Below are 20,620 nucleotides of genomic sequence, written 5' to 3' on the forward strand. Positions count from 1 at the left end.
TATTATCATAGGTACTATTGTACATCCTGCCGCAATGCCGAATACAAGCTGATCCTCGAGTACCAGCATTACCAGCACCACAATCTGTACTATAGCGGCCACAAGAGGAAGCCATGCGACTTTATCATTTACTTTAGCTTTAAGACATGTCTTAGGATCATATCCTCTCTGCTTAAGCCTTCTTCTCATCACTACCTGCGACAGACATATTCCTATCCAGCACATTGTTCCTGTGAATCCTGCAAGCGACAACAGGCTGGCATATAATGTTTCAAGAGCTCCTGTAAGCTGTGAAACCAGACCTAATATCATGATTACCCACATACATGTCATGGTAAGCCAAACACAGTTTCTTGGATTTCCTGTTTTCGTGACCTTAGTCAGGAACTTAGGAGCAAGCCCTTCCGTAGCCAGTCCATACATACCTCTTACCGATCCGTAAAAGCCTGAATTTGAACAGGAGAATGCAGCTACAAATACTGCTGCTGACATTATGAATCCCATAATCGGCAAGCCATAGCTGTTACAGATGTCTGCAAAAATAGGCACATCATCGTGCGCATTACCCCATGGATAAACCAGCAGTATCAGAATTATAGGCACCAGATAAAGTCCCAGTACTCTCCAAATAACACTCTTGCAGGCTTTCGGCACGGAATGTTCGGGATCCTGTGCCTCTGCCGCAGCCAGACCTATGAGTTCTGTACCTTCACATGTTACAAGTATCAGCGTCATCTGTGTAAATACGATCAACGATCCCTTAGGGAACAGCTCATCCATCAGTGAAGCGGCTCCTCCGAAGTTTACTGACGTTCCTATAAATGCATTCTCATTGCCCCACAGACCAAGCCAGATTCCTATAGCTACGACAATAAATAATATGATTACACTTACCTTTGTTATTCCCAGTATGCCTTCTACCCTTGAAAACAGACTTACTGCTGCAATATTGATGATAGTAACGACTGCCAGGGCACCTACTGCTACCGAAACATAAAGCACCGGACTGTCCGAACCGGTCATATACTTAACAGTAGACGCCAGTGCTATACACTCTGACGGTACAAATGCAACCCAGTTACACCAAAACGCCCAGCCCATTCCTATGGACCACTGAGGTCCCAGAAACTCTTTGGTATACGAGATAAATGAGCCTGTCCTCGGTACATTCACCAGCAATTCCGCATAAGCCACCATTACTGCATAAATAACGAATGATACAATAGCAAATCCCAGCAATACTGCAGGGCCCATCGTTCTGACGCAGACACCTATGCCTAAAAAATAGCATGAACCGATAACTCCTCCAAGACCGATAAATGTTACCTGCCAGCCTTTAATGCCTCTTTGCAGCTCATTGCCTCCACTGCTGCTCTGTGTCATATAACATCCCTCCTTAAAATAAATTAATGCAAAAAACAAAAAGGATCATACAAAGTTAATTGTATGATCCTAAACAGCCACTAATAAACATTATCCGTTTAAGCGTACAAATCTAAATACATCACTACCTCTTCAGATCGGTTCCTTCCACACCAAGTATATTGTTTCAGGCATTATCCCTTCTGATTGATAGTAAATATTAATTTATTTTTATCATTCTCCACATTGACGGAAATTTCACTCAACATGACTTTATGGCCTGATATCCGTAAAATCATACTGCAGATATCTTCCGCTTTAACGGAGAAAAATATCTCTCTGACATGCCTTATTATAGCAACATTTCGAAAATTGTCAAGAAGGTTTTTTTCAAAAATTGTCATCACCTCACTGGCTACTATCTCTATGGCACCATTTGACATAAAAACGCTTACATTACGAGGCCCTTTGCCTGTCATGTTCTTTAGCATCGCTGCAAATTCCCGCTTTATCTCATCCTCTATCTTCTTTCTGTTCTCTGGCAGCGCTGCCGTACTTTTCTTCTTACTTCCATATATAACTTTAGCTTGTTCTCCCATAGCATCCAAAAGCTCCTGAACATTAACCGGCTTAAGTATATATTTATCTATCCCCACGTCTATAGCACTCAGTATAATATTAACCTCACTGACTGCCGAAATAACTATCGCTGCCGGATCAGCCCCTTGCCGCCTTATCCTTCTGATCATCTCTATACCATCCATCTCAGGCATATAAAAATCCGCTATAATAATATCCGGCAGAAAATCATTATAAAGCTCCAGTCCCCGTTTTCCGTTCTCTCCTACAATCACTTTTCCCACACGTCTCTTAAGAACGTCTGTCAGTTCTTCCCTCGCTTCCTCATCATCTTCAACGTATAAGACCTTCATGTTTTTTAATATTTCATCCGTGTTCATTTTTTTCCTCTTTTCCGGGTCTTGTCGGTATCAAAACATCAAACTTCACTCCACCCGTGATGTTTTCCATAGAAATTTCTCCGTTGAGTCTATCTTCAACTATCTGCTTGGAAATATAAAGACCTAAACCTGTTCCTCCCATTTCTCCTTTCGTAGTAAAATACGGCTCAAAAATATGTTCTCGGTTTTCCGGAGCTATTCCCTTTCCCGGATTTATAACGGAAACTTTCAGCATATTTCCTTCTTGCAATATGCGAACTTCAATATTCCGTTCATCAGGATGAGACTCCAGTATGGCATCTCTTGCGTTGTTAAGAAGATTAAATATTACGTGTGTCGTATCATTATAATACCCATATGCTTTTTTCTCTGTTTCACAGCATGTGCGCATTTTTATCTTATGCAGATTTATACTTTCCTCCATCAATGACACAGCGCTTTCTATACAGTCTCTTACATCAAAAAATACTTTTTCTTTAGTGGGTTTGAGAAAATCAGAAAAATCTGTTATTGTTTCAGACATCTTGTCTACTATATTCTCTACTTTGTTTACACTTTTTTCCAGTCTCTTCTCATCAAGATCACCATAACGATAGCTGTCCAGCAAATTTGCAAGGATAAGATTTATAGTATTCAGCGGCTGCTTCCACTGATGCGTTATATTGCCGACCATTTCGCCTATCTTGGCCTGTCTGGACTGATATATGATTATTATTTCTTTTCTTCTGTTTTCTTCCTCCAAAGTATTTGTCTTTTTTATAAACGGCCTGGAAAATGCTATGAGAAAGGCAATAAAAACTATTACCAAGAATATCCCCAAAAGAAACATAGTTCCCCTCAGCGAATCTATAGGCTTATATACAGCTTCCTGGGGCTGTGTCGTTATAAACGTCCAACCGTTTCTCATTTTTGAATAACTCATTATTTTCTCTGTTCCGCGAAAATTATAATTCAATTTCCCGGAAACATTCCGGCCATCCTTGTCAAGCTCACTCTTAAGAAGTGACTTTATATCCTCCTCTTCAGAGAAAGATTCCTCATCATTGTGAATTATGAATTGGTAATTTTCATCAAGCAAGGCAGAATATCCACCTGCATAAGGACTCATTTCTTTTATTACCTTAACGATGTCCTCTGCACTTATATCGGCTCCAGCAACGCCTATGAAGAGCCCGTCCACATAAATAGGACTGGAATATGAAAAAACTTCTTTTTCTATATCTTCATCATAATAAGGAGAGATCCACACTCCGTGATCCTTTCCCTGCGGCTTGAAAAAATACTCCATATTTTTCTCATAGGGCAGGCTGAAATCTCTGCTGTTATTTTGAAAATCAGCGGAGATTTCCTTCACCTTCCCATCTATCACCGAATACCATACTTCATCATTCCTGGATGCAAGCTCCGGGTTAAAGGTAACATAAAGACTGTGAGCGCTTTTTATTGTCGCAAGATCACTCTTTATCATCTCAGCCAAGTCCTTTTTGTAAAAATCAAGATATCCCGAATGATCTTCTTCATAGGCAGACTTGTCAAATGTCGTCATCACATAAGAAGCGAGTGAATCCGTAAGCCCTTCCATATGGTTGAACTCTGCGCTAAAATCATTGGCATATTTTTCCGCTGTAGTGATAATTTTTTTATCTATTTCGGTTTCCAGATATGACGTACTCCTCATAGTAGCTATGGAGCCTACAATGAGAGCTATCGTCATAGAAAACACTGTTATTATGCAAATTGTTTTCATCAAAGATTTGTTCATATCACTTTGATTATAACATATAATGTCCGTTATTGTCAGAAAATGCCGTTATCTCTGCAAAAGTTCTCTGATATTAATATTACGGCATTTGCACATTTTGCTGACATTTCCATGTTCATCTATATGTCCGCAAGCTCCACAGATACCTTCACCACAGCACATTCTGAAATTATTGCAGAACACCAGTTTATGCTCCGGTATTTCCATATATTCTGATAAAGTCTTTATATAATAATCTGATGTCATCAGTATAATTCTATCATATTCATCAGCGTTATATGTTCCCGCCAGAAGACCTCGTCTCCCCTTTGACTGTTCTGCCTGCAAAGCATTGGTTATTTCATGCAGAGACTCTTTTCTGAAACTTGCTTCTATCCCTTCATCATCTATGCTTTTCTGCAAAGTGTCTATGACAATTTCATCATTAATCTTCTCAGTATCTATCAAAAAATCAACTTTTATATCGCCTGATGTACAGGTCATAAGATTTACCGCAGGTGCAAATCCAACACCTTTAGTCACTATCAGCCATCTTTTTCCGTTACTGTTTCCTGAACTTCTCATGTCCTGCTTCAGACCCGACAGACCTCCGCCTAAAAGACCGTTCTTATATACGCCTCTGAGCATCAAAGTATCTTCGACCTCAGCTACGGCCTTTGTTTTAGCCGAAATTACTTTTAACGCCAAAAATAGTCTGCCGCTTTCCGGCTCGCTCCTCATCACTGATACAGGAACATTAGAGATTTCGCTTTTTCCTACAGGATTTACAAACACAAAGGCTCCCGGCTGCGCTGCCTTTAACGCAAATCCTTTAGACACTTTCAAAACAATTACCAGCAGATCACTGCCATACCAGATTTTTTTCAAAATTTCTGTAGGTTCATTTTCACGTTTCTGTCTTACTACGCTTCCGTTCTGGATGTACTCATTATATACACAGACGCCTGCCCAACAGCAGTCACATTCCCGACGCCCGGCAAGTCTGCTGCACACTAAACAGTCCCCTGTTTCAGCAAGAGGACAAGGACAGTTGTCTGTTCCTACGTCAGCACATAAACTATTTATATATGTCATGGTTCTCCTCCCAAAATATACATAATATATTTTCTTTTTATATTATGCATATCTATCAAAAGGAGTTCATTTTGTTTGACTGAATCCAAAATCCATCAGTCTGTATGCGTCATTAAACCAGTCAGGAGCACTCATAACGACAGCAATCATAGTTTTTTCACCTCTTGTAGCAGAAGCCACAAGCGTCCTGCCGGAACTTTTTGTATAGCCTATCTTCACACCATTGCCACCCTCATATTCATTAACGGTCTTATTTTTATTATGAAAAGTTAGATAGGTACTTTCCGGTCTTTCTGCTTTCCAGTCTTTCTCTGAAACTATTTTACGAAAAGTTTCGTTTCCCATAGCTTCTCTGGCAATTATGGCCATATCTCTCACCGTAGTATAGTGATTCTCGTCGAACAATCCGTTAGGATTTGCAAAATGCGTATTGTCGCAGTGAAGCTTGGAGGCTTTATCGTTCATCATTTCGACAAACTTCTCTTGGCTTCCTCCTATTATCTCCGCCAAAGCTACTGCCGAATCGTTTCCGGAAACAAGCATGAGGCCATATAGCAAATCTTCTATGGATATCTCCTCTCCGGATTTAAGATAAATAGATGAGCCCTCCACGCCTTCTGCCAAAGCAGGGATCTTTACTTTCTGATTCAGAGGGCTGTCATATTTTTCAAGGGTCTCCAGCGTTATCAGCGCTGTCATTATTTTTGTCGTACTTGCCGGATACGCCTTCTCGTCAGCTGCTTTCTCGTACAGAACCTTTCCTGTGTTTCCATCAATAAGTATCGCCTGGCCAGCTGAAATACCTATTTCTTTTGTTGCTGCAGTATCCACGATTCCATGCTTTTGTACATAAAAAGCAAATCCGACAGCTACTGCCACAGCTACCGCAAAAATAAATATCGTTTTTCTCCTTTTCATAAAAAGCGGCTTAGCCGATTCCTTTCTAAAATTTGGGACTGTCTCACATTATTAGAACATCTCATGCAATATTTTCTGTATAAAAAATCCCCTTTGTCACCTTACGCGACAAAAGGGCCATTTATTACTTCTTTTCCTTTAGATCTAACGATATCTGCTGTGCATACACACCCTCTATGTCAAATGCCTCCTGTTCGTCATCTGACATAGCGCCTTCTATATCTTCTATATCCGGCAGCTGCTTCAGTGTTTCAAACCCAAACTGTTTCAGAAATTCATCGGTAGTCCCATAAAGGATAGGTCTTCCAACGGCATCAGATCTGCCGACTTCCGCCACAAGATCTTTCCTTGCAAGCCCCTCGATAACCCTATCACATTTTATCCCTCTGACTGCCTCTATTTCCCCCTTGGTCACAGGCTGTTTATAAGCTATGATAGCAAGCACCTCCAAAGCTGACTGAGACAGCCGTTTATGTTTTACCGGAGTACACAGACGTTCTATATAATCTATATTTTCTTTTCGTGTAACAAACTGAAAACTCCTGTTTACCTCTCTTATCACAATACCTCTGCCTTCACGCTCATACTCATCCTGAAGTTCCTTACAACATACATATATCTCATTTCTGTTTTCATTTAGAACTTCGGCTATTTCCTTTATGTCCAGAGGTTTTCCCCATACAAACATCATGGATTCTATCGCTGATTTTATTGTTTTCCTACCTGCCATGATGCTCCTCCTTTACCTGCAAGTCTGATTCCTGCATCTGATTTTCACAAAACAGTTCTGCTGTGGGATTAACCGTTATATCCCCGTATATATAAGGCTGACTGGCATCCAGCCTGCGCTGTTTCATCATTTCCAATACTGAGGAAAAAGTCACTGCAATATCATATCTGTCATTTTTTTCATGAACCAGCTGTCTAAAATCAACCTCTTTCAAATGACTTTTTCTGAAAAAATCTTTTATATTTTCCATTCTTGTCTCTGTAGTTATACGCTGTTTTGCACTTCTCTTATGATGTTTTTTTATTTCCTCGAGTTTTCTCTTTCTGTTTAAAAATTTCTCAAAAGCCGTCCTAAACTGATCTATATCAAGATTAAGATACTCATCAGATTCTCCCGTATATTCTGTGAGATCCTCCTGCGGTTTTTCCAAATACATATCTGTATCTTCCCAGCGATCCTCCAGTAATTCCGAAATGGTCTTAAAACGTTTATATTCCACAAGCTTTGCCACCAGCTCCGTTCTCGGATCCTCAGATACATCCCCACTGCCCTCCTGCGGAACTGATCTGGGTAACAACATTTTAGACTTTATCTCAATAAGGGCCGCAGCCAGGGTCATAAATTCCGAAGAAATATTGACATCCGCTTTATTCATATCCCCTACATACGCCATGTACTGATCTGTTATCTCTGATATCTTGATATCATATATACTCATCTGAGCATGTTCTATCAGATATACCAACAAATCAAAAGGTCCCTCAAATATATCAATTTTTACTCGGTATCCCATATTCTCCTCCATACCGCCAAAAAATACAGCAAAGTTATTGTAACACATATACAAATAACCGCTCAACTTAAAAAAAGAAAAACAGCGGAACGAATTGACAATGCCGCTGAAAATTCCCATAAATCAAGACCCCGCCTTACGGCGGGGTCCTGAGGTATTTAGATGAATATTACACCGATATTCTGATCTACTTTTTTATATTCTCTTACAGCTTGAATGCAGCTTTTACCTCTGCGATAGCTTCATCAAGAGCAGTTAATACCTTATCTATAGTTTCATAGCTCTGAGTTGCAGGTGGCTCAATTCTTACTGTCTTCGCATTTACTAATGTTCCGGCAGTCATAACCTTTCTTGCAAACAGACCCTTAGTTACTTCGTGGCCAACTTCTGCTTCTGGGAATTCCATACAGATAAGAAGTCCAGCACCTCTGATATCCTTAAGAACTGTAGGATACTTTTCCTGTAACTTCTTAAGACCCTTCATGTAATAGTCTCCCTTATCCTTCATCTGTCCAGGGATATCGTGCTCAAGCATATATTTGATAGTTGAAATAAATGCTGCACAAGCAAGAGGGTTTCCGCCGAATGTAGGTGATCCTAAGATCCATGGATTGTCAAACATCTTACCTTCGCTACCAGTACCGATACCTGACTTTTCATAAGTCCAAGGTCTTGCAATGATACCTGTGATAGGTACTACACCACCACTGGATGCCTTACCGTAAGTCATGATATCAGGAGTAACTCCTTCATAGTCTGCTCTCCACATTGTACCAGTTCTTCCCATACCAGTCTGGATTTCGTCGAAGATCAGGCAAATGCCGTATTCATCAGCGATAGCTCTCAGCTCTTTGAGGTAGCCATCTGGTGGAATAATAACTCCGCCTTCACCCTGAATAGGCTCTACGATGATAGCTGCAACTTTTTCGCCAACTGCTGTAAGGTTAGCAACTGCAGCTCTTGTAGCATCTGCATTACCATATTCAACGTGCTGTACCTGCTGAATCATAGGGATGAAATCTTCTCTGTATGATCCCTTACCGCCTAATGAAATAGCTCCCATTGACTTGCCGTGGAATGCGTTTACAGTTGATATGTACCATCTGCCGCCTGTAGCTAATCTTGCCAGCTTCATAGCCATTTCGATAGCTTCAGCACCACCATTTGTAAAGAATGAATACTGGAGATCTCCAGGAGTGATCATAGCTAAGATCTTAGCAAGGTAACCTCTTAATGGGTCAACCAGCTCCTGTGAATGTAAGCAGTATCTGTCTAACTGAGCCTTTACAGTCTTTTTGATTTCCGGATTGTTATGTCCGCAAGCATAGATACCAAATCCACCTAAGCAGTCGATAAATTCGTTTCCATATACGTCTACGAATACGGAATCTTTGTCTGCCCATTCTACGAATGCGGAATCAGTTGATACTGATTTTCTGTATTCTAACCAACCTGGGTTAACGTTTTCGTTAAAGTTTGCAATTGAGTCTGAGATAACCGCTGCTTTCTGCTCTTCTGAAAGCTCATCAGCTTCGATCATGTCCACAACTCTTTTAGCTTCTTCTAAAGCTAATTTCATGTTTCTTTCTGTCATAATTTTCCTCCTCTTTAACAATTAAGGTGTTTTTTCTTTCGTCGCCTGAAATTAACGACAATCGATGTAACTTCTGCATATTATATATTCAATATCCATGCCAAATACTTCAAATCTATAATTATTTTGTCCTTCGAAAAAACAAATTTTCTGATAAATCCTTGTTTTTAGCGGTGTACAAGGCTTATAAAAGAAAATAATATTTTTAGAGCCATCTTTAACTTTCATTGCGGAAAAGCATAATTTTCTTAAATTTGTGTTACATTTTTGAGACCATTTATCATTTTTGAGACAAACTTTGCTATAGTCATATATCTTTCCGCCAAATAAATCTTATTATAATTTTTTATCCCCAATTGATAAACCATCTTAAAACAATCATCAAACTGTGATATATTATATGTTATTCAGAAAATCATACAGAAAGGATCTCAGCTCATAATATGGAATATTTTAAAAACCTGATTTTCGGACTGCTCATCGGTATCGCTAATGCTATTCCCGGCGTCAGCGGCGGAACCATGGCTGTAATACTGAATATATATGATAAAATAATGTATTCACTCAGTCTGAAAAACATAAAAAATCATCTCAAATTTCTCATTCCGCTCGCTGTGGGAGCCATTGTAGGAATATATGGACTCAGCAACGTTATCGTAAAGGCTATGGAAAATTATCCCGTTATTTTAAAATTTTGTTTTATAGGTCTTGTTCTCGGAAGTATTCCTGCATTATATAAAAGAGCGAAAGGAGAAACTTTTCATAAAAAGAACTGGATATTCTTTATTCTCGCCTTAGCTTTTATGATTTTTCTGTTTTTTGTCAATTCAGAAGCTGCAGCTAATAAGTCCATAGAAGAATTCGGCGGCCTCAGTTTCTGGTTATGCGGATGGCTGTTTTTTACTGCAGCCGTTGGAATGATCGCCATGATACTTCCCGGCGTCAGTGGATCACTGGTACTTCTTTTATTCGGAACATACGCTGCTGTAATGGAAGCCATAGCTACATTCAATATAGCGCTTATAGCGGTTATAGGTCTGGGACTCATTGCCGGCGGCATCACAGGTGTAAAAGTCATAAAGCAAATGCTCAAGTTTCATCCTCAGGCTCTCTATTTTGGTATACTGGGCCTTATGGTAGGATCAATTTTTGTCCTTCGTCCCGGATTCACTTTCGATATTCAAGGCCTTATAGCTATAACAGGGCTTATCGTATTTACACTTATGGCATATCTGCTTTCCAGCCGAAAATAATCCCTCAGTCATAATTTCATAACTGTTAATATCAAACTCCTGATTATGGCACTATAATTTTTTCATATCCTCGAAGATATTTAAGATTATCTTACTGGCAACAATAGCACAATACCCAGTGTTTTATTGAATTAAGCTTCATCCCTTTTTCCACAAAAAGAAATAGCACACCAGCGCTATTTCTTTGAAAACTTGTTAAATATATCTTGAAATCAGACTATTCATCTTGACTTCCCATTCATAGGGATCAATTACAGACTCTGCCATAATTTCCAGCCGATGCAGCTCTTCAGCAGAAAGCCTTGACATATCGGCAGGTTTACTGACCCGTACCATTCTTCTGGCAGCCTGATACATTCTCCTGTCTTTATCCGGCATAGCAAGATACTGATCAATAATATCCAGCATCTTGTCTTTCTCATTTTTGAGACTGCCTTCTACATCCTGAAGAAGATTTATAATATGATCACTTACAAGCCTTGTATCCACTCCTTTAGCCTTATCTATCACAGTTCTGAGTTCCAAAAGCTTCTCATCGTCACTGCACAGCGTAAAGCTGCCTGACATAAAATCATCATAAAGCTCTGTCCCGGGTTTTACAGCAGCTGTCCTTATCCTCAGAAAATCAGGGTCGACCTCATTGACTACGTGAGCTGTTCCCAGCGCGTTATCTTCTGAAAGTTCATATCCCCCTATTCCAGGCATAAAATATATAGAAAGCTCAATCCCGCCTGCTTTTACATTCTTGCCTGCGGTGATTTCTTCCTGCTGTGTCACGCCTTTATTTATCTTTTTCAAAACAGCATCCGATCCCGATTCAAATCCTGAATGTATCCTGTCAAGGCCGGCAGCCTTAAGCTCGGCAAACTCCTCAGGACTTACTTTAGCAAGATTTTCTGCCCTTCCATATGAGGTTATTCTTTTTATAGTAGGAAATGCCTGTCTGAGATATATCAGTACATCAGTAAGTCTTCCGCTGCTTAGAGCCGTAGTATTCCCATCCTGCAGAAATACATTTTCAGCTCCGTCTATTATCCAGTTTGCCATCATATAAAGACATTGCCTTTCCTCATCAGTACCTTCCATAAGCGCTCTATTGAGTCCGTCTATATCCCATGTACCGTTGCTGTTTCTGTATTTTTCAACTTTCTGTGCTTGATACACCATATTATCTATATCAGCCTTGATACTGTCAGCGCTATACGCCTTGAATTTAGTATGCCTGTAAAGCTGGCAAAACTTACATTTATTCCAAGTACAGCCATTAGTAACTTGCAGCAGCAGGCTTTCAGCTTCGCTTGGCGGTCTTATGGGACCTATTCTAAAAGTTCTCTCCATATCAATTCTCCTGTAATTAAATTTTATGTATATTCATATCAATTATTATACATTTTGTTTTACTATTATATCACATCAAATAAGAGTATTTAAGTATAATTTAAGGAGAGCTTATGGCTGCAGACAAAATACTTACAGGAAGATTTACAGGAATTCCTATATTTCTTCTGGTTATGCTCACAACATTTCACCTTACATTCAATGTTGCCGGTAAATTCTTAAGCGATCTTTTATCAGAAGTTATAAATAATGGAATAAGCATTTTAAGTTATAAACTTCTCAGCGCAGGAGTCAATCCGCTGTTTCATGCACTGATAATAGACGGGATATGTGCGGGAGTAGGAAGTGTACTTTCATTCATACCTATTATAGCAGTATTATTCTTTCTTTTGACCGTTCTGGAAGAAACCGGTTATCTTCCTAAAGTAGCAGTCATGATGGATACTCCAATGAGCAAAATAGGGCTATCCGGAAGATGTATCGTTCCTCTCATCATGGGATTCGGATGCTCAGTTCCTGCTGTTCTTGCCGCCGGGACAATGCTTGTCGGCAAAGACCGCAAAACAACTATTTTGCTCATCCCCTTTATGTCTTGCAGCGCCAAATTACCTGTCTATGCTATGTTCACGGCAGTCTTCTTTGAAGATCACCGAGTCTGGGCTATGGCCGGGATATACACAGCAGGCATAGCGACAGCAATCCTCTATGCCCTCTTTCTTAAACATACTCGTATATCAAAAGGATTGCAGCGAACACGTCATAATCCGCAAGCCCATGTTTCTTACAAAATCCCTGATGTGAAAATCATTTTTGCAGCAGTATGGGACAATGTAAAAGGCTTTATAAAAAAAGCTTTCACTGTTATATTTATGGCATCTGTTATAATATGGTTTCTCCAGTCTTTTAATTGTAACCTGCAGATAGTATCAAACAGTGAAGACAGTATTCTTGCTATTTTAGGCAAATACGCTTCTCCCATATTCATTCCTTTAGGGTTCGGCGACTGGAGGGCAGCATCTGCTGTTATTGCCGGGCTTTCTGCAAAAGAAGCCACAGTCAGCACATTTGCCGTGCTATCAAATACTGCATCAGACGGCTCTCTTTACACGCTGCTCTCTGACATCTTTTCACCACTCAGCGCATTTTCATTTATGATATTCTGCCTTTTATATATTCCTTGTATCGCTACTCTTACCGCTGTGAAAAATCAAACAGGTAACTGGCGGCAAAGCATAGCCATGATAACTACCCAGACATCTATTGCATGGGGCGCATCCTTTATCGTATATCAACTGGGAATACTGTTCTGTCACTGATAATCTCAAATTTTAATCTAACGATTTTTACAATGTGCTTCATATCATTGCATTACTTTAAAACCTTCTGTTATAATAATTACCTCAAATATTTTCAAAGAGGTTATCATGAAAAAAACAAATAACTTAACAGAAGGAAAAATACTCAGTTCTCTAACCCGCTTCGCCATGCCTGTATTATTTGCCTTGTTTCTCCAAGCCTTATACGGAGGTGTGGATCTTCTCATCGTAGGCCAATTTGCTTCTACAGCCGACGTATCTGGCGTCGCTACAGGCAGTATGGTAATGCAGACGCTTACAATGACCATAACAGGACTTGCCATGGGAATAACAGTTCTCGTAGGTCAGCGGATAGGTGAAAAAAGCCCTTACAAAGCAGGTCAGGCTATCGGAAGCGGACTTTGCCTATTCCTCGTGGTCTCCTTTATTCTTACTGTGTGCATTATCATATGGTCAGGTGCTATCGCCCGCCTTATGCAGGCTCCTGAAGAAGCATTCGCCCAAACTGATCTCTACATAAAAATATGCGGAGGCGGCTGCATATTTATCGTAGCTTATAATGTTTTAGGAAGTATATTCAGAGGTATCGGCGACTCCAAAACACCTCTTCTTACAGTGGCCATTGCCTGCGTTTTGAACATAGGCGGCGATCTTCTTTTAGTCGCTGTTTTTCATATGGGCGTAGCGGGAGCAGCTCTTGCCACGGTAGCATCACAGGCTGTAAGTGTGGTCATATCTCTTCTTATAATTCGAAAACGCACGCTTCCTTTTACTTTTTCAAGAAAATTTATCCGCTTTAATAAAAATATAATATGGACCGAATTTAAGCTCGGCTCTCCCGTAGCCCTTCAGGAACTTCTTGTGGGCACTTCATTTCTTGTTATTCAGATGGTGGTCAACACTATCAGCGTCACTGCATCCGCCGGAGTGGGGGTGGCTGAAAAACTCTGCACATTTATAATGCTTGTTCCGTCTGCTTATATGCAATCTATGGCAGCTTTCGTTGCCCAGAATGCAGGCGCCGAAAAACCACAGAGAGCATCAAAAGGTCTTCTTTACGGAATTATCACATCTGTTTCCATTGGAATTATCATGGCATACTTTTCATTTTTTCACGGAGATGTACTGTCCTCTGTATTTTCGAATGATGCCGCCGTCATACCAGAAGCTCATGATTATCTGAAAGCTTACGCCATAGACTGCATGCTCACACCATTCTTATTCTGTTTTATAGGTTACTATAACGGATACGGAAAAACTTTATTCGTCATGATACAGGGGCTTGCAGGAGCTTTCTGTGTAAGAATCCCACTTGTAGTACTAATAAGCCATATCCCCGAGGCAACACTTTTTCACATAGGTCTGGCTACTCCAGCTTCCACCATAGTACAAATATTTCTCTGCCTTATTATGATGACTAATATAAAAAAACAGTCAAAACAAAGACTATCTCCAATAAATCTTTGATATGAACTGTTTTTGTATGATATCATTGCCCGGTTAAAAGAATAAACAAGCTGCCGCTGCTGTAAATGTCCGACTATATGAAAAAAGAGGCTCCGCCTCAAAGGATTTTTCCCAATGCGAAAGCCTCTGGCAATATAATCTGTTTTTTCAGCACCAATCAGTTCTTGGAATATATAGTTTTACTGCTGACACCTTCCAATGCGCCAAGCTTTCCGGACAAAGCGCTTATGGTATCCTGATCCGAATCAAGAGCTATACTTATTATCGATATCCCTTTGCTGGGATGAGGCACTCCCATTCTGCCTATTATATGGCGGCGATATTCATGGAGCAATCTATTCAGTTCTTCTACTGAATTTTCATTTTCTACAATGATTCCTATCAATGCAGTTCTCGTTTCACTACTCATATTTACCTCCTTATCCTTAATGCTTCCTCCTATATCCTCCCTCGGCTACATGTGCTCTGGTTATAGCTTTGGAAATAGCGATCTTAGCCTTTATGACATCGTTAGGATCACCATCTTTCTCATGATGAGTGAGCCAGTCTTCTGCTTTGGCTTTCTCGCTGAGCACCCGGTCCATATCTATATCTTCTGACCATTCTACGGCATCAGTATAGATAATGATACTGTCCCTCACATCTATGAAACCTCCGGCAATAGCAGCGACTTTAAATTCGTCTTTTGCTGCTCCTGCTTCCTGTATCCACAATTCTCCGATATCCAGAAGTTTGCATGCCCATGAATGACCGTACATAAACCCTTCATCACCTTCCAGTGTCGTAGTTATCACAATTTCTACATAACCGCGGTAAAACATTTTGGATGGAGTTATTATTTCTAATTTTACGCTGTTTGCCATAATAATCTCCTATTTTTATTTCCGGCTCTTTTCAAACTTCTCCACAACTTCATCTATACCGCCCGCAAACAAGAACATCTGCTCCGGTATCTCATCATGTTTTCCATCCAGAATCTCTTTAAACCCTCTGATAGTCTCTTTAAGCGGCAGATATTTTCCTTCCATTCCCGTAAACTGAGCCGCTACACTGAAAGGCTGAGACAGAAATCTCTGTATCTTTCTGGCTCTTGATACCACAAGCTTGTCGGAATCCGAAAGCTCATCCATACCAAGTATAGCGATTATATCCTGAAGGTCTTTATATCTCTGAAGGACTTCCTGAACACCCCTTGCTGTCTGATAATGTTCCTCTCCTAAAATAAGCGGATCCATTATTCTTGATGTAGATTCAAGAGGATCTACCGCAGGATATATCCCCAGTTCGGTTATAGACCTTGAAAGAACCGTTGTAGCGTCCAGATGAGCAAATGTAGTTGCCGGCGCCGGATCTGTAAGGTCATCAGCCGGAACATATACCGCCTGCACTGATGTTATAGACCCCTTTTTCGTTGAAGTAATTCTTTCCTGAAGCGCTCCCATTTCTGTCGCCAGTGTAGGCTGATATCCCACAGCTGAAGGAACACGTCCAAGCAGAGCAGATACCTCAGAACCCGCCTGAGTAAATCTGAAAATATTATCTATAAATAAAAGTACATCTTGATTTTCCTTATCTCTGAAATATTCTGCCATGGTCAACCCTGTAAGGGCTACTCGCATTCTTGCTCCGGGAGGTTCGTTCATCTGGCCAAACACCATCGCTGTATTATTTATAACCCCGGATTCTATCATCTCATAATACAGATCATTTCCCTCTCGTGTTCGTTCTCCAACACCTGCAAATACAGAAATTCCTCCGTGTTCTCTGGCTATATTGCTTATAAGTTCCTGAATAAGTACAGTCTTTCCTACACCCGCACCTCCAAACAGACCTACTTTGCCTCCCCTTGTATAAGGCGCTATCAGGTCTATTACCTTTATACCGGTTTCAAAAATATGGGCTGATGTATCCTGTTCTTCAAAAGGAGGTGCTGCTCTGTGTATAGCTGCTCTCAGCTCTGTTTCAACAGGGCCTTTTTCATCAATGGTATCACCGATAACGTTGAACATTCTTCCGAGAACTTCTTTTCCGACAGGCACCTTGATAGGCTCTCCCGTGTCTACAGCTTCCATTCCTCTTCTCAGTCCGTCAGTGGATGACAATGCAACGCATCTTACAACATCATCACCTATATGCTGCGCCACTTCAGTAACTATATTCTTATCCTCGTATTTTATATTCACCGCATTGAGAAGCTCCGGCATCTCGTCTTCATTAAATTTTATATCTATTACGGGGCCTATGATCTGATGTATAATTCCCTTGTTCATTTTCGCCTCCTATTTCTGCGCCTCGGAACCGGCTACGATTTCTATAATTTCATCAGTTATAGCAGACTGTCTGGCTCTGTTGTAATAAAGAGACAGTTGATCCAGCATATCTCTGGCATTTTCCGTAGCATTTTCCATGGCAGTTCTTCTCGCCGCGTGCTCACATGTGGCTGATTCCACCACCGCCGCATATATCATAGTCTCTACATACTTGGGAACCAGATAATTGAATACAGCTTCTACCGAAGGCTCATATTCCACCTGCTTGGTATCCCTTATTATATCAGTTTCCTCATCTACCTCAAAAGGCAATAAAGTTATATTCTTCACTTCCTGTTCCATGGAACTTATAAAAGAGGTATATATGAGCACGACCTCATCAATTTCTCCTCTATTATACATTTCTATAATAGGAAGACTCATTTTTCGCGTCTCAAGGAACGATATATTTTCAGGCGGAGCTAAATAATCTCCATATATCTTATAACCTCTTTTTTCAAAGTATTCTTTTCCTTTAGTACCTATAGCATATATTATAGGCTCTTCCCAGTCATTATCTATATCCTTCTGAGCTTCTTTGAGAACATTGGTATTAAAACCTCCGCAAAGTCCTCTGCCGCTGGTAACAACTATATAACATGTAGTTTTTATTTCTCTGTTCCCGGCAAGATATTCCTGAGGAATATCCTGACCGCTGTGAAAGATCTCTGCTATAGTATGTGTGATATAGTGAGAATTGGCATTGGTTTTCTCAAATATAGCCTTTGCCTTTCTAAGCTTTCCTGCCGACACCAGTTTCATGGCATTGGTTATATGCTCGGTGCTTGTAACACTTTTTATACGTCTCTTTATATCCTGCATATTATTTGATGCCATTATCACACCTCCTAATCTGCTTTGCCCTGTATCGTACTGCCCATCCCAGATTCTTTCTCGAATTCTTTCTTAGCCAGCTCTATTCCTTCACAAAGCTGCTTTTCAGTATCTTCGCTGATCTGTCCGCTCTCTTTTATAGCTTTCTCAACATGTGGATAGTTTTCGGACATAAATTTGTAAAGCTTTTTCTCAAAATCTTTTACACTATCAGCGCCGATATCGGCAAGATATTTGTTTATAGCTGCATAGATTATCATAACCTGTCGTTCCACAGGTACAGGCTGATACTGCGGCTGCTTCAGAATCTCCATAAGTATACGGCCATGTTCAAGTCTCTCTTTCGTTTCATTATCTATATCTGATCCGAACTGAGCAAAACTTGCCAGCTCTCTATATTGAGCCAGATCAAGTTTTACGGAACTGGCAACCTTTTTCATTGCTTTTATCTGAGCATTTCCTCCTACACGGGAAACTGATATACCTGCATTCACTGCCGGTCTCTGACCTGTAAAGAACAGCTCTGTCTCAAGAAATATCTGGCCGTCAGTAATAGAAATAACATTTGTAGGTATATACGCCGAAACATCGCCTGCTTGAGTTTCTATAATAGGCAATGCCGTAATGGAACCTCCGCCCAACTGATCCGAAAGTTTTGCTGCTCTTTCAAGCAATCTTGAATGCAGATAGAATACATCTCCGGGATATGCTTCTCTCCCCGGCGGCCTTCTCAGCAGCAGTGACATCGCTCTGTACGCCACCGCATGTTTTGACAGATCATCATAAACAATCAGTACATCCTTACCCTGATACATGAAATGCTCTGCTATAGCACATCCTGAATAAGGGGCTATATATTGCAAAGGAGCTACGTCCGATGCCGTAGCTGATACCACTATGGTATACTCCATAGCGCCTTTATCTTCAAGATTCTGTACAAGCTGCGCCACTGTAGAGGCTTTTTGTCCTATAGCCACATATATACAGATAACATCTTCACCCTTTTGGTTGAGAATCGTATCTACAGCTATAGCTGTCTTGCCCGTCTGCCTGTCTCCGATTATCAGTTCTCTCTGCCCCCGTCCTATAGGTATCATAGAATCTATAGCCTTAATACCTGTCTGCAGAGGCTGATTTACTGATTTTCGCTGAAGGACTCCGGGCGCTGCGCATTCTATAGGGCGAAAATCCTGTGTAACAATAGTGCCCTTACCGTCTATAGGCTGACCCAATGCATTTACGACACGGCCCAACATATTTTCTCCTACAGGCACTTCGACTACCTTGCCCATGGGTTTAACAACATCGCCTTCCCGTATCTCCCTGTCAGATCCTAAGATAACGGCACCCACATTGTCTTCTTCAAGATTCAATGCCATCCCATAAGTATTATCGGTAAATTCCAGTAATTCGCCCGCCATACAGTTTTCCAGCCCGTAAACTCTGGCTATACCATCGCCGACCTGTATTACTGTACCGAAATCGGAAACATCCAGCTTGTTTTTATAATTTTTTATCTGTTCTTTTATTACCGCGCTGATTTCTTCCGGTCTTAAGTTCATTTTGTCTCCTCCCTAATTCAAATTAATTTGACTGTCCATATCGTCAAATCTTTTTCTGATAGAAGCGTCTATCATCTTACCCTCCACGAGGATTTTGATTCCCCCTATCAGTTTGGGATCGATTTCATTAGTTAACTTTATATTCACTTTGAAAAGCTCGGAGGTCTGCTCTTCCAGCTCTTTTATACGCTTCTGATCAAGAGGGATTACCGAGTATACTGTTCCATATGAAATTCCTTCTTTTCTGTCTACAAGTTTTTTATAAACTTTAACCATTTTATCAAAATGCATAGTCCTGCCTTTGTCAATCAGTATATAAAGAAAATTAAGAAGTTCATCACAGATTCTTCCCTCAAAAATTTTTCCGAAAACCCGTTTCTTTTCCTCGGCTGATATGCCGGGGGAGTTTATGAATGTATACAAATCATGCTCACGACTGAAAACCTCTGCCAACTCTGATGCTTCTTCTTTAATCAATTCGGTCTTCTTGGTCTCTGCTGCCGCCTCAAACAAAGCGGTGCCGTAAGTCAGATCAATGGTCAGTTCTTCCATCCCGTACTCCTTGCCTGTCTTATGATCTCATCAACTACAGCTTCTTGTCCTACTTTCTGTATTTCATGCTCTACGATTTTTTCAGCGGCGAGAATAGCAAGTGCTGCGATTTCATGTTTCATATCTACCATGGCCTTTTCCTTTTCTTTCTGAATGGCCGTTTCTGCTTTGGCGATCATATCAGCTGCCTGTTTATTTGCCTCATCTATAATATCTCTGGCCTGAGCGTCAGCTTTGATCTTAGCATTTCTTATTATCTCGCGCCCTTCCTCTTCTACTTTAGCTATGCGTCTGTCATAGTTTTCCATCTTTTCATCGGCTCTTCTGTTGGTAAGTTCTGCGTTATCAAGCGCATCCTTTATAGACTGCTTTCTTTTAGCAAGCATATCCAGAAAAGGCCTATACAGAAACTTGGTCAATATCCCCACTAAGATCAGGAAGTTAATTAAATAAAATATAAATTCCTTTAAGCTGATTCCTAATGCTTCAACCATAATTATGCCTTCCTTCCATTACAGATCTCTGATCTTGTTTTCAGATCTTTGTGAACAACAAAAATGCAACAAGAAGTCCGTAAATACTCAAGGATTCCATGAATGCAAATGAAAGTATCATATTAGTACGAAGCATACCTGCTGCTTCAGGCTGACGTGCCATGCCTTCTAAACCTTTTGCCGCTGCTATTCCCTGTCCGATTCCGGGCCCGATAGTAGTTAATCCTATTGCTAAAGCCGCTCCTATTGCTATTAAACCCATAATTCTTTCTCCTTTCATTACTTTGATCGCCATTGGCGATC

20 protein-coding genes are annotated in these 20,620 nt (G+C 40.5%); 3 read left to right on the forward strand and 17 right to left on the reverse strand.

All coding sequences use genetic code 11. The features are described 5' to 3' along the window. The 8 genes from ACLR96_RS06355 to ACLR96_RS06390 all read right to left on the reverse strand — a co-directional run. Window positions 1-1,383: amino acid permease (locus ACLR96_RS06355; protein WP_412265449.1), on the reverse strand; the 1,383-nt coding region annotated here is incomplete at its 3' end. Window positions 1,384-1,556: 173 nt separating this feature from the next. Continuing rightward, window positions 1,557-2,321: a Na-translocating system protein MpsC family protein gene (locus tag ACLR96_RS06360; protein ID WP_177267629.1), complete on the reverse strand. Its 765-nt coding sequence runs from the start codon at window positions 2,319-2,321 to the stop codon at window positions 1,557-1,559. Continuing rightward, complete coding sequence (locus tag ACLR96_RS06365) at window positions 2,308-4,068, reverse strand: sensor histidine kinase (RefSeq protein ID WP_177267628.1); 1,761 nt, start codon at window positions 4,066-4,068, stop codon at window positions 2,308-2,310. The genes ACLR96_RS06360 and ACLR96_RS06365 overlap by 14 nt, the downstream gene beginning before the upstream one ends. Before the next feature lie 63 nt (window positions 4,069-4,131). Next, the gene (locus tag ACLR96_RS06370) at window positions 4,132-5,157 is read right to left on the reverse strand and encodes a hypothetical protein (protein WP_177267627.1); all 1,026 of its coding nucleotides are present in this window, start codon (window positions 5,155-5,157) and stop codon (window positions 4,132-4,134) included. 66 nt (window positions 5,158-5,223) lie between these two features. Beyond that, window positions 5,224-6,075: a D-alanyl-D-alanine carboxypeptidase family protein gene (locus tag ACLR96_RS06375; RefSeq protein WP_177267626.1), complete on the reverse strand. Its 852-nt coding sequence runs from the start codon at window positions 6,073-6,075 to the stop codon at window positions 5,224-5,226. Between the two features lie 124 nt (window positions 6,076-6,199). Next, a complete protein-coding gene (gene scpB / locus ACLR96_RS06380) occupies window positions 6,200-6,805 on the reverse strand; it encodes an SMC-Scp complex subunit ScpB (protein ID WP_177267625.1) in 606 nt (201 codons plus the stop codon). Beyond that, window positions 6,795-7,598: a segregation/condensation protein A gene (locus tag ACLR96_RS06385; protein WP_177267624.1), complete on the reverse strand. Its 804-nt coding sequence runs from the start codon at window positions 7,596-7,598 to the stop codon at window positions 6,795-6,797. The genes scpB and ACLR96_RS06385 overlap by 11 nt, the downstream gene beginning before the upstream one ends. 205 nt (window positions 7,599-7,803) lie before the next feature. Further along, complete coding sequence (locus ACLR96_RS06390) at window positions 7,804-9,192, reverse strand: putrescine aminotransferase (RefSeq protein WP_177269633.1); 1,389 nt, start codon at window positions 9,190-9,192, stop codon at window positions 7,804-7,806. 443 nt (window positions 9,193-9,635) lie between these two features. On the opposite strand from ACLR96_RS06390, the gene ACLR96_RS06395 reads away from it, so the two are divergent. Then, window positions 9,636-10,445, forward strand: coding sequence for a DUF368 domain-containing protein (locus ACLR96_RS06395; protein ID WP_177269635.1), 810 nt, complete (start codon window positions 9,636-9,638; stop codon window positions 10,443-10,445). Between the two features lie 195 nt (window positions 10,446-10,640). Here ACLR96_RS06395 and ACLR96_RS06400 read toward each other — a convergent pair whose 3' ends face one another. Next, on the reverse strand, window positions 10,641-11,783 hold the full coding sequence (locus ACLR96_RS06400; RefSeq protein WP_177269637.1) for a radical SAM protein: 1,143 nt from the start codon (window positions 11,781-11,783) through the stop codon (window positions 10,641-10,643). A 113-nt stretch (window positions 11,784-11,896) separates the two neighbouring features. On the opposite strand from ACLR96_RS06400, the gene ACLR96_RS06405 reads away from it, so the two are divergent. Together ACLR96_RS06405 and ACLR96_RS06410 are read left to right on the forward strand one after the other, a co-directional pair. Then, a complete protein-coding gene (locus ACLR96_RS06405; RefSeq protein WP_177269639.1) occupies window positions 11,897-13,099 on the forward strand; it encodes a ferrous iron transporter B in 1,203 nt (400 codons plus the stop codon). Window positions 13,100-13,207: 108 nt separating this feature from the next. Beyond that, window positions 13,208-14,566 carry an MATE family efflux transporter gene (locus ACLR96_RS06410; RefSeq protein ID WP_177269641.1) on the forward strand — a complete coding sequence of 453 codons (1,359 nt, stop codon included), beginning with the start codon at window positions 13,208-13,210 and terminating at the stop codon, window positions 14,564-14,566. A gap of 157 nt (window positions 14,567-14,723) precedes the next feature. Here the strand turns inward: ACLR96_RS06410 and ACLR96_RS06415 are convergent, their stop codons facing one another. The 8 genes from ACLR96_RS06415 to atpE are packed head-to-tail and all read right to left on the reverse strand — an operon-like array spanning window position 14,724 to window position 20,579. After that, window positions 14,724-14,975, reverse strand: coding sequence for a TM1266 family iron-only hydrogenase system putative regulator (locus ACLR96_RS06415; RefSeq protein ID WP_177269643.1), 252 nt, complete (start codon window positions 14,973-14,975; stop codon window positions 14,724-14,726). 16 nt (window positions 14,976-14,991) lie between these two features. Further along, window positions 14,992-15,429 (reverse strand): F0F1 ATP synthase subunit epsilon, encoded by a 438-nt coding sequence (locus tag ACLR96_RS06420; protein ID WP_177269645.1) that lies wholly within the window; start codon window positions 15,427-15,429, stop codon window positions 14,992-14,994. 15 nt (window positions 15,430-15,444) lie between these two features. Further along, window positions 15,445-16,836, reverse strand: a complete 1,392-nt coding sequence (gene atpD, locus ACLR96_RS06425) for a F0F1 ATP synthase subunit beta (protein ID WP_177269647.1) — start codon at window positions 16,834-16,836, stop codon at window positions 15,445-15,447. A 9-nt stretch (window positions 16,837-16,845) separates the two neighbouring features. Beyond that, on the reverse strand, window positions 16,846-17,712 hold the full coding sequence (gene atpG, locus ACLR96_RS06430; protein WP_177269649.1) for an ATP synthase F1 subunit gamma: 867 nt from the start codon (window positions 17,710-17,712) through the stop codon (window positions 16,846-16,848). Between the two features lie 11 nt (window positions 17,713-17,723). Next, window positions 17,724-19,271 carry a F0F1 ATP synthase subunit alpha gene (atpA, locus tag ACLR96_RS06435; RefSeq protein WP_177269651.1) on the reverse strand — a complete coding sequence of 516 codons (1,548 nt, stop codon included), beginning with the start codon at window positions 19,269-19,271 and terminating at the stop codon, window positions 17,724-17,726. Window positions 19,272-19,283: 12 nt separating this feature from the next. Then, a complete protein-coding gene (atpH, locus tag ACLR96_RS06440; RefSeq protein WP_177269653.1) occupies window positions 19,284-19,823 on the reverse strand; it encodes an ATP synthase F1 subunit delta in 540 nt (179 codons plus the stop codon). Continuing rightward, the gene (gene atpF, locus ACLR96_RS06445) at window positions 19,811-20,317 is read right to left on the reverse strand and encodes a F0F1 ATP synthase subunit B (RefSeq protein WP_177269655.1); all 507 of its coding nucleotides are present in this window, start codon (window positions 20,315-20,317) and stop codon (window positions 19,811-19,813) included. The genes atpH and atpF overlap by 13 nt, the downstream gene beginning before the upstream one ends. Before the next feature lie 40 nt (window positions 20,318-20,357). Next, window positions 20,358-20,579: an ATP synthase F0 subunit C gene (gene atpE / locus ACLR96_RS06450; protein ID WP_177269657.1), complete on the reverse strand. Its 222-nt coding sequence runs from the start codon at window positions 20,577-20,579 to the stop codon at window positions 20,358-20,360. Window positions 20,580-20,620: the final 41 nt, after the last annotated feature.

It is taken from the genome of Lentihominibacter sp., assembly GCF_046951855.1.
GTDB classification, from domain to species: Bacteria; Bacillota; Clostridia; order Peptostreptococcales; family Anaerovoracaceae; genus Lentihominibacter; species Lentihominibacter hominis.

Bases quoted from the DNA above. Each gene is read 5' to 3' on its own strand.
- ACLR96_RS06420 (WP_177269645.1), bottom strand. From the start codon at position 15,429: ATGGCAAACAGCGTAAAATTAGAAATAATAACTCCATCCAAAATGTTT.
- ACLR96_RS06415 (WP_177269643.1), bottom strand. From the start codon at position 14,975: ATGAGTAGTGAAACGAGAACTGCATTGATAGGAATCATTGTAGAAAAT.
- atpA (WP_177269651.1), bottom strand. From the start codon at position 19,271: ATGAACTTAAGACCGGAAGAAATCAGCGCGGTAATAAAAGAACAGATA.
- atpH (WP_177269653.1), bottom strand. From the start codon at position 19,823: ATGGAAGAACTGACCATTGATCTGACTTACGGCACCGCTTTGTTTGAG.
- scpB (WP_177267625.1), bottom strand. From the start codon at position 6,805: ATGGCAGGTAGGAAAACAATAAAATCAGCGATAGAATCCATGATGTTT.
- atpF (WP_177269655.1), bottom strand. From the start codon at position 20,317: ATGGTTGAAGCATTAGGAATCAGCTTAAAGGAATTTATATTTTATTTA.
- ACLR96_RS06385 (WP_177267624.1), bottom strand. From the start codon at position 7,598: ATGGGATACCGAGTAAAAATTGATATATTTGAGGGACCTTTTGATTTG.
- ACLR96_RS06370 (WP_177267627.1), bottom strand. From the start codon at position 5,157: ATGACATATATAAATAGTTTATGTGCTGACGTAGGAACAGACAACTGT.
- ACLR96_RS06375 (WP_177267626.1), bottom strand. From the start codon at position 6,075: ATGAAAAGGAGAAAAACGATATTTATTTTTGCGGTAGCTGTGGCAGTA.
- atpE (WP_177269657.1), bottom strand. From the start codon at position 20,579: ATGGGTTTAATAGCAATAGGAGCGGCTTTAGCAATAGGATTAACTACT.
- ACLR96_RS06365 (WP_177267628.1), bottom strand. From the start codon at position 4,068: ATGAAAACAATTTGCATAATAACAGTGTTTTCTATGACGATAGCTCTC.
- atpG (WP_177269649.1), bottom strand. From the start codon at position 17,712: ATGGCATCAAATAATATGCAGGATATAAAGAGACGTATAAAAAGTGTT.
- ACLR96_RS06360 (WP_177267629.1), bottom strand. From the start codon at position 2,321: ATGAACACGGATGAAATATTAAAAAACATGAAGGTCTTATACGTTGAA.
- ACLR96_RS06410 (WP_177269641.1), top strand. From the start codon at position 13,208: ATGAAAAAAACAAATAACTTAACAGAAGGAAAAATACTCAGTTCTCTA.
- ACLR96_RS06405 (WP_177269639.1), top strand. From the start codon at position 11,897: ATGGCTGCAGACAAAATACTTACAGGAAGATTTACAGGAATTCCTATA.
- ACLR96_RS06390 (WP_177269633.1), bottom strand. From the start codon at position 9,192: ATGACAGAAAGAAACATGAAATTAGCTTTAGAAGAAGCTAAAAGAGTT.
- atpD (WP_177269647.1), bottom strand. From the start codon at position 16,836: ATGAACAAGGGAATTATACATCAGATCATAGGCCCCGTAATAGATATA.
- ACLR96_RS06400 (WP_177269637.1), bottom strand. From the start codon at position 11,783: ATGGAGAGAACTTTTAGAATAGGTCCCATAAGACCGCCAAGCGAAGCT.
- ACLR96_RS06395 (WP_177269635.1), top strand. From the start codon at position 9,636: ATGGAATATTTTAAAAACCTGATTTTCGGACTGCTCATCGGTATCGCT.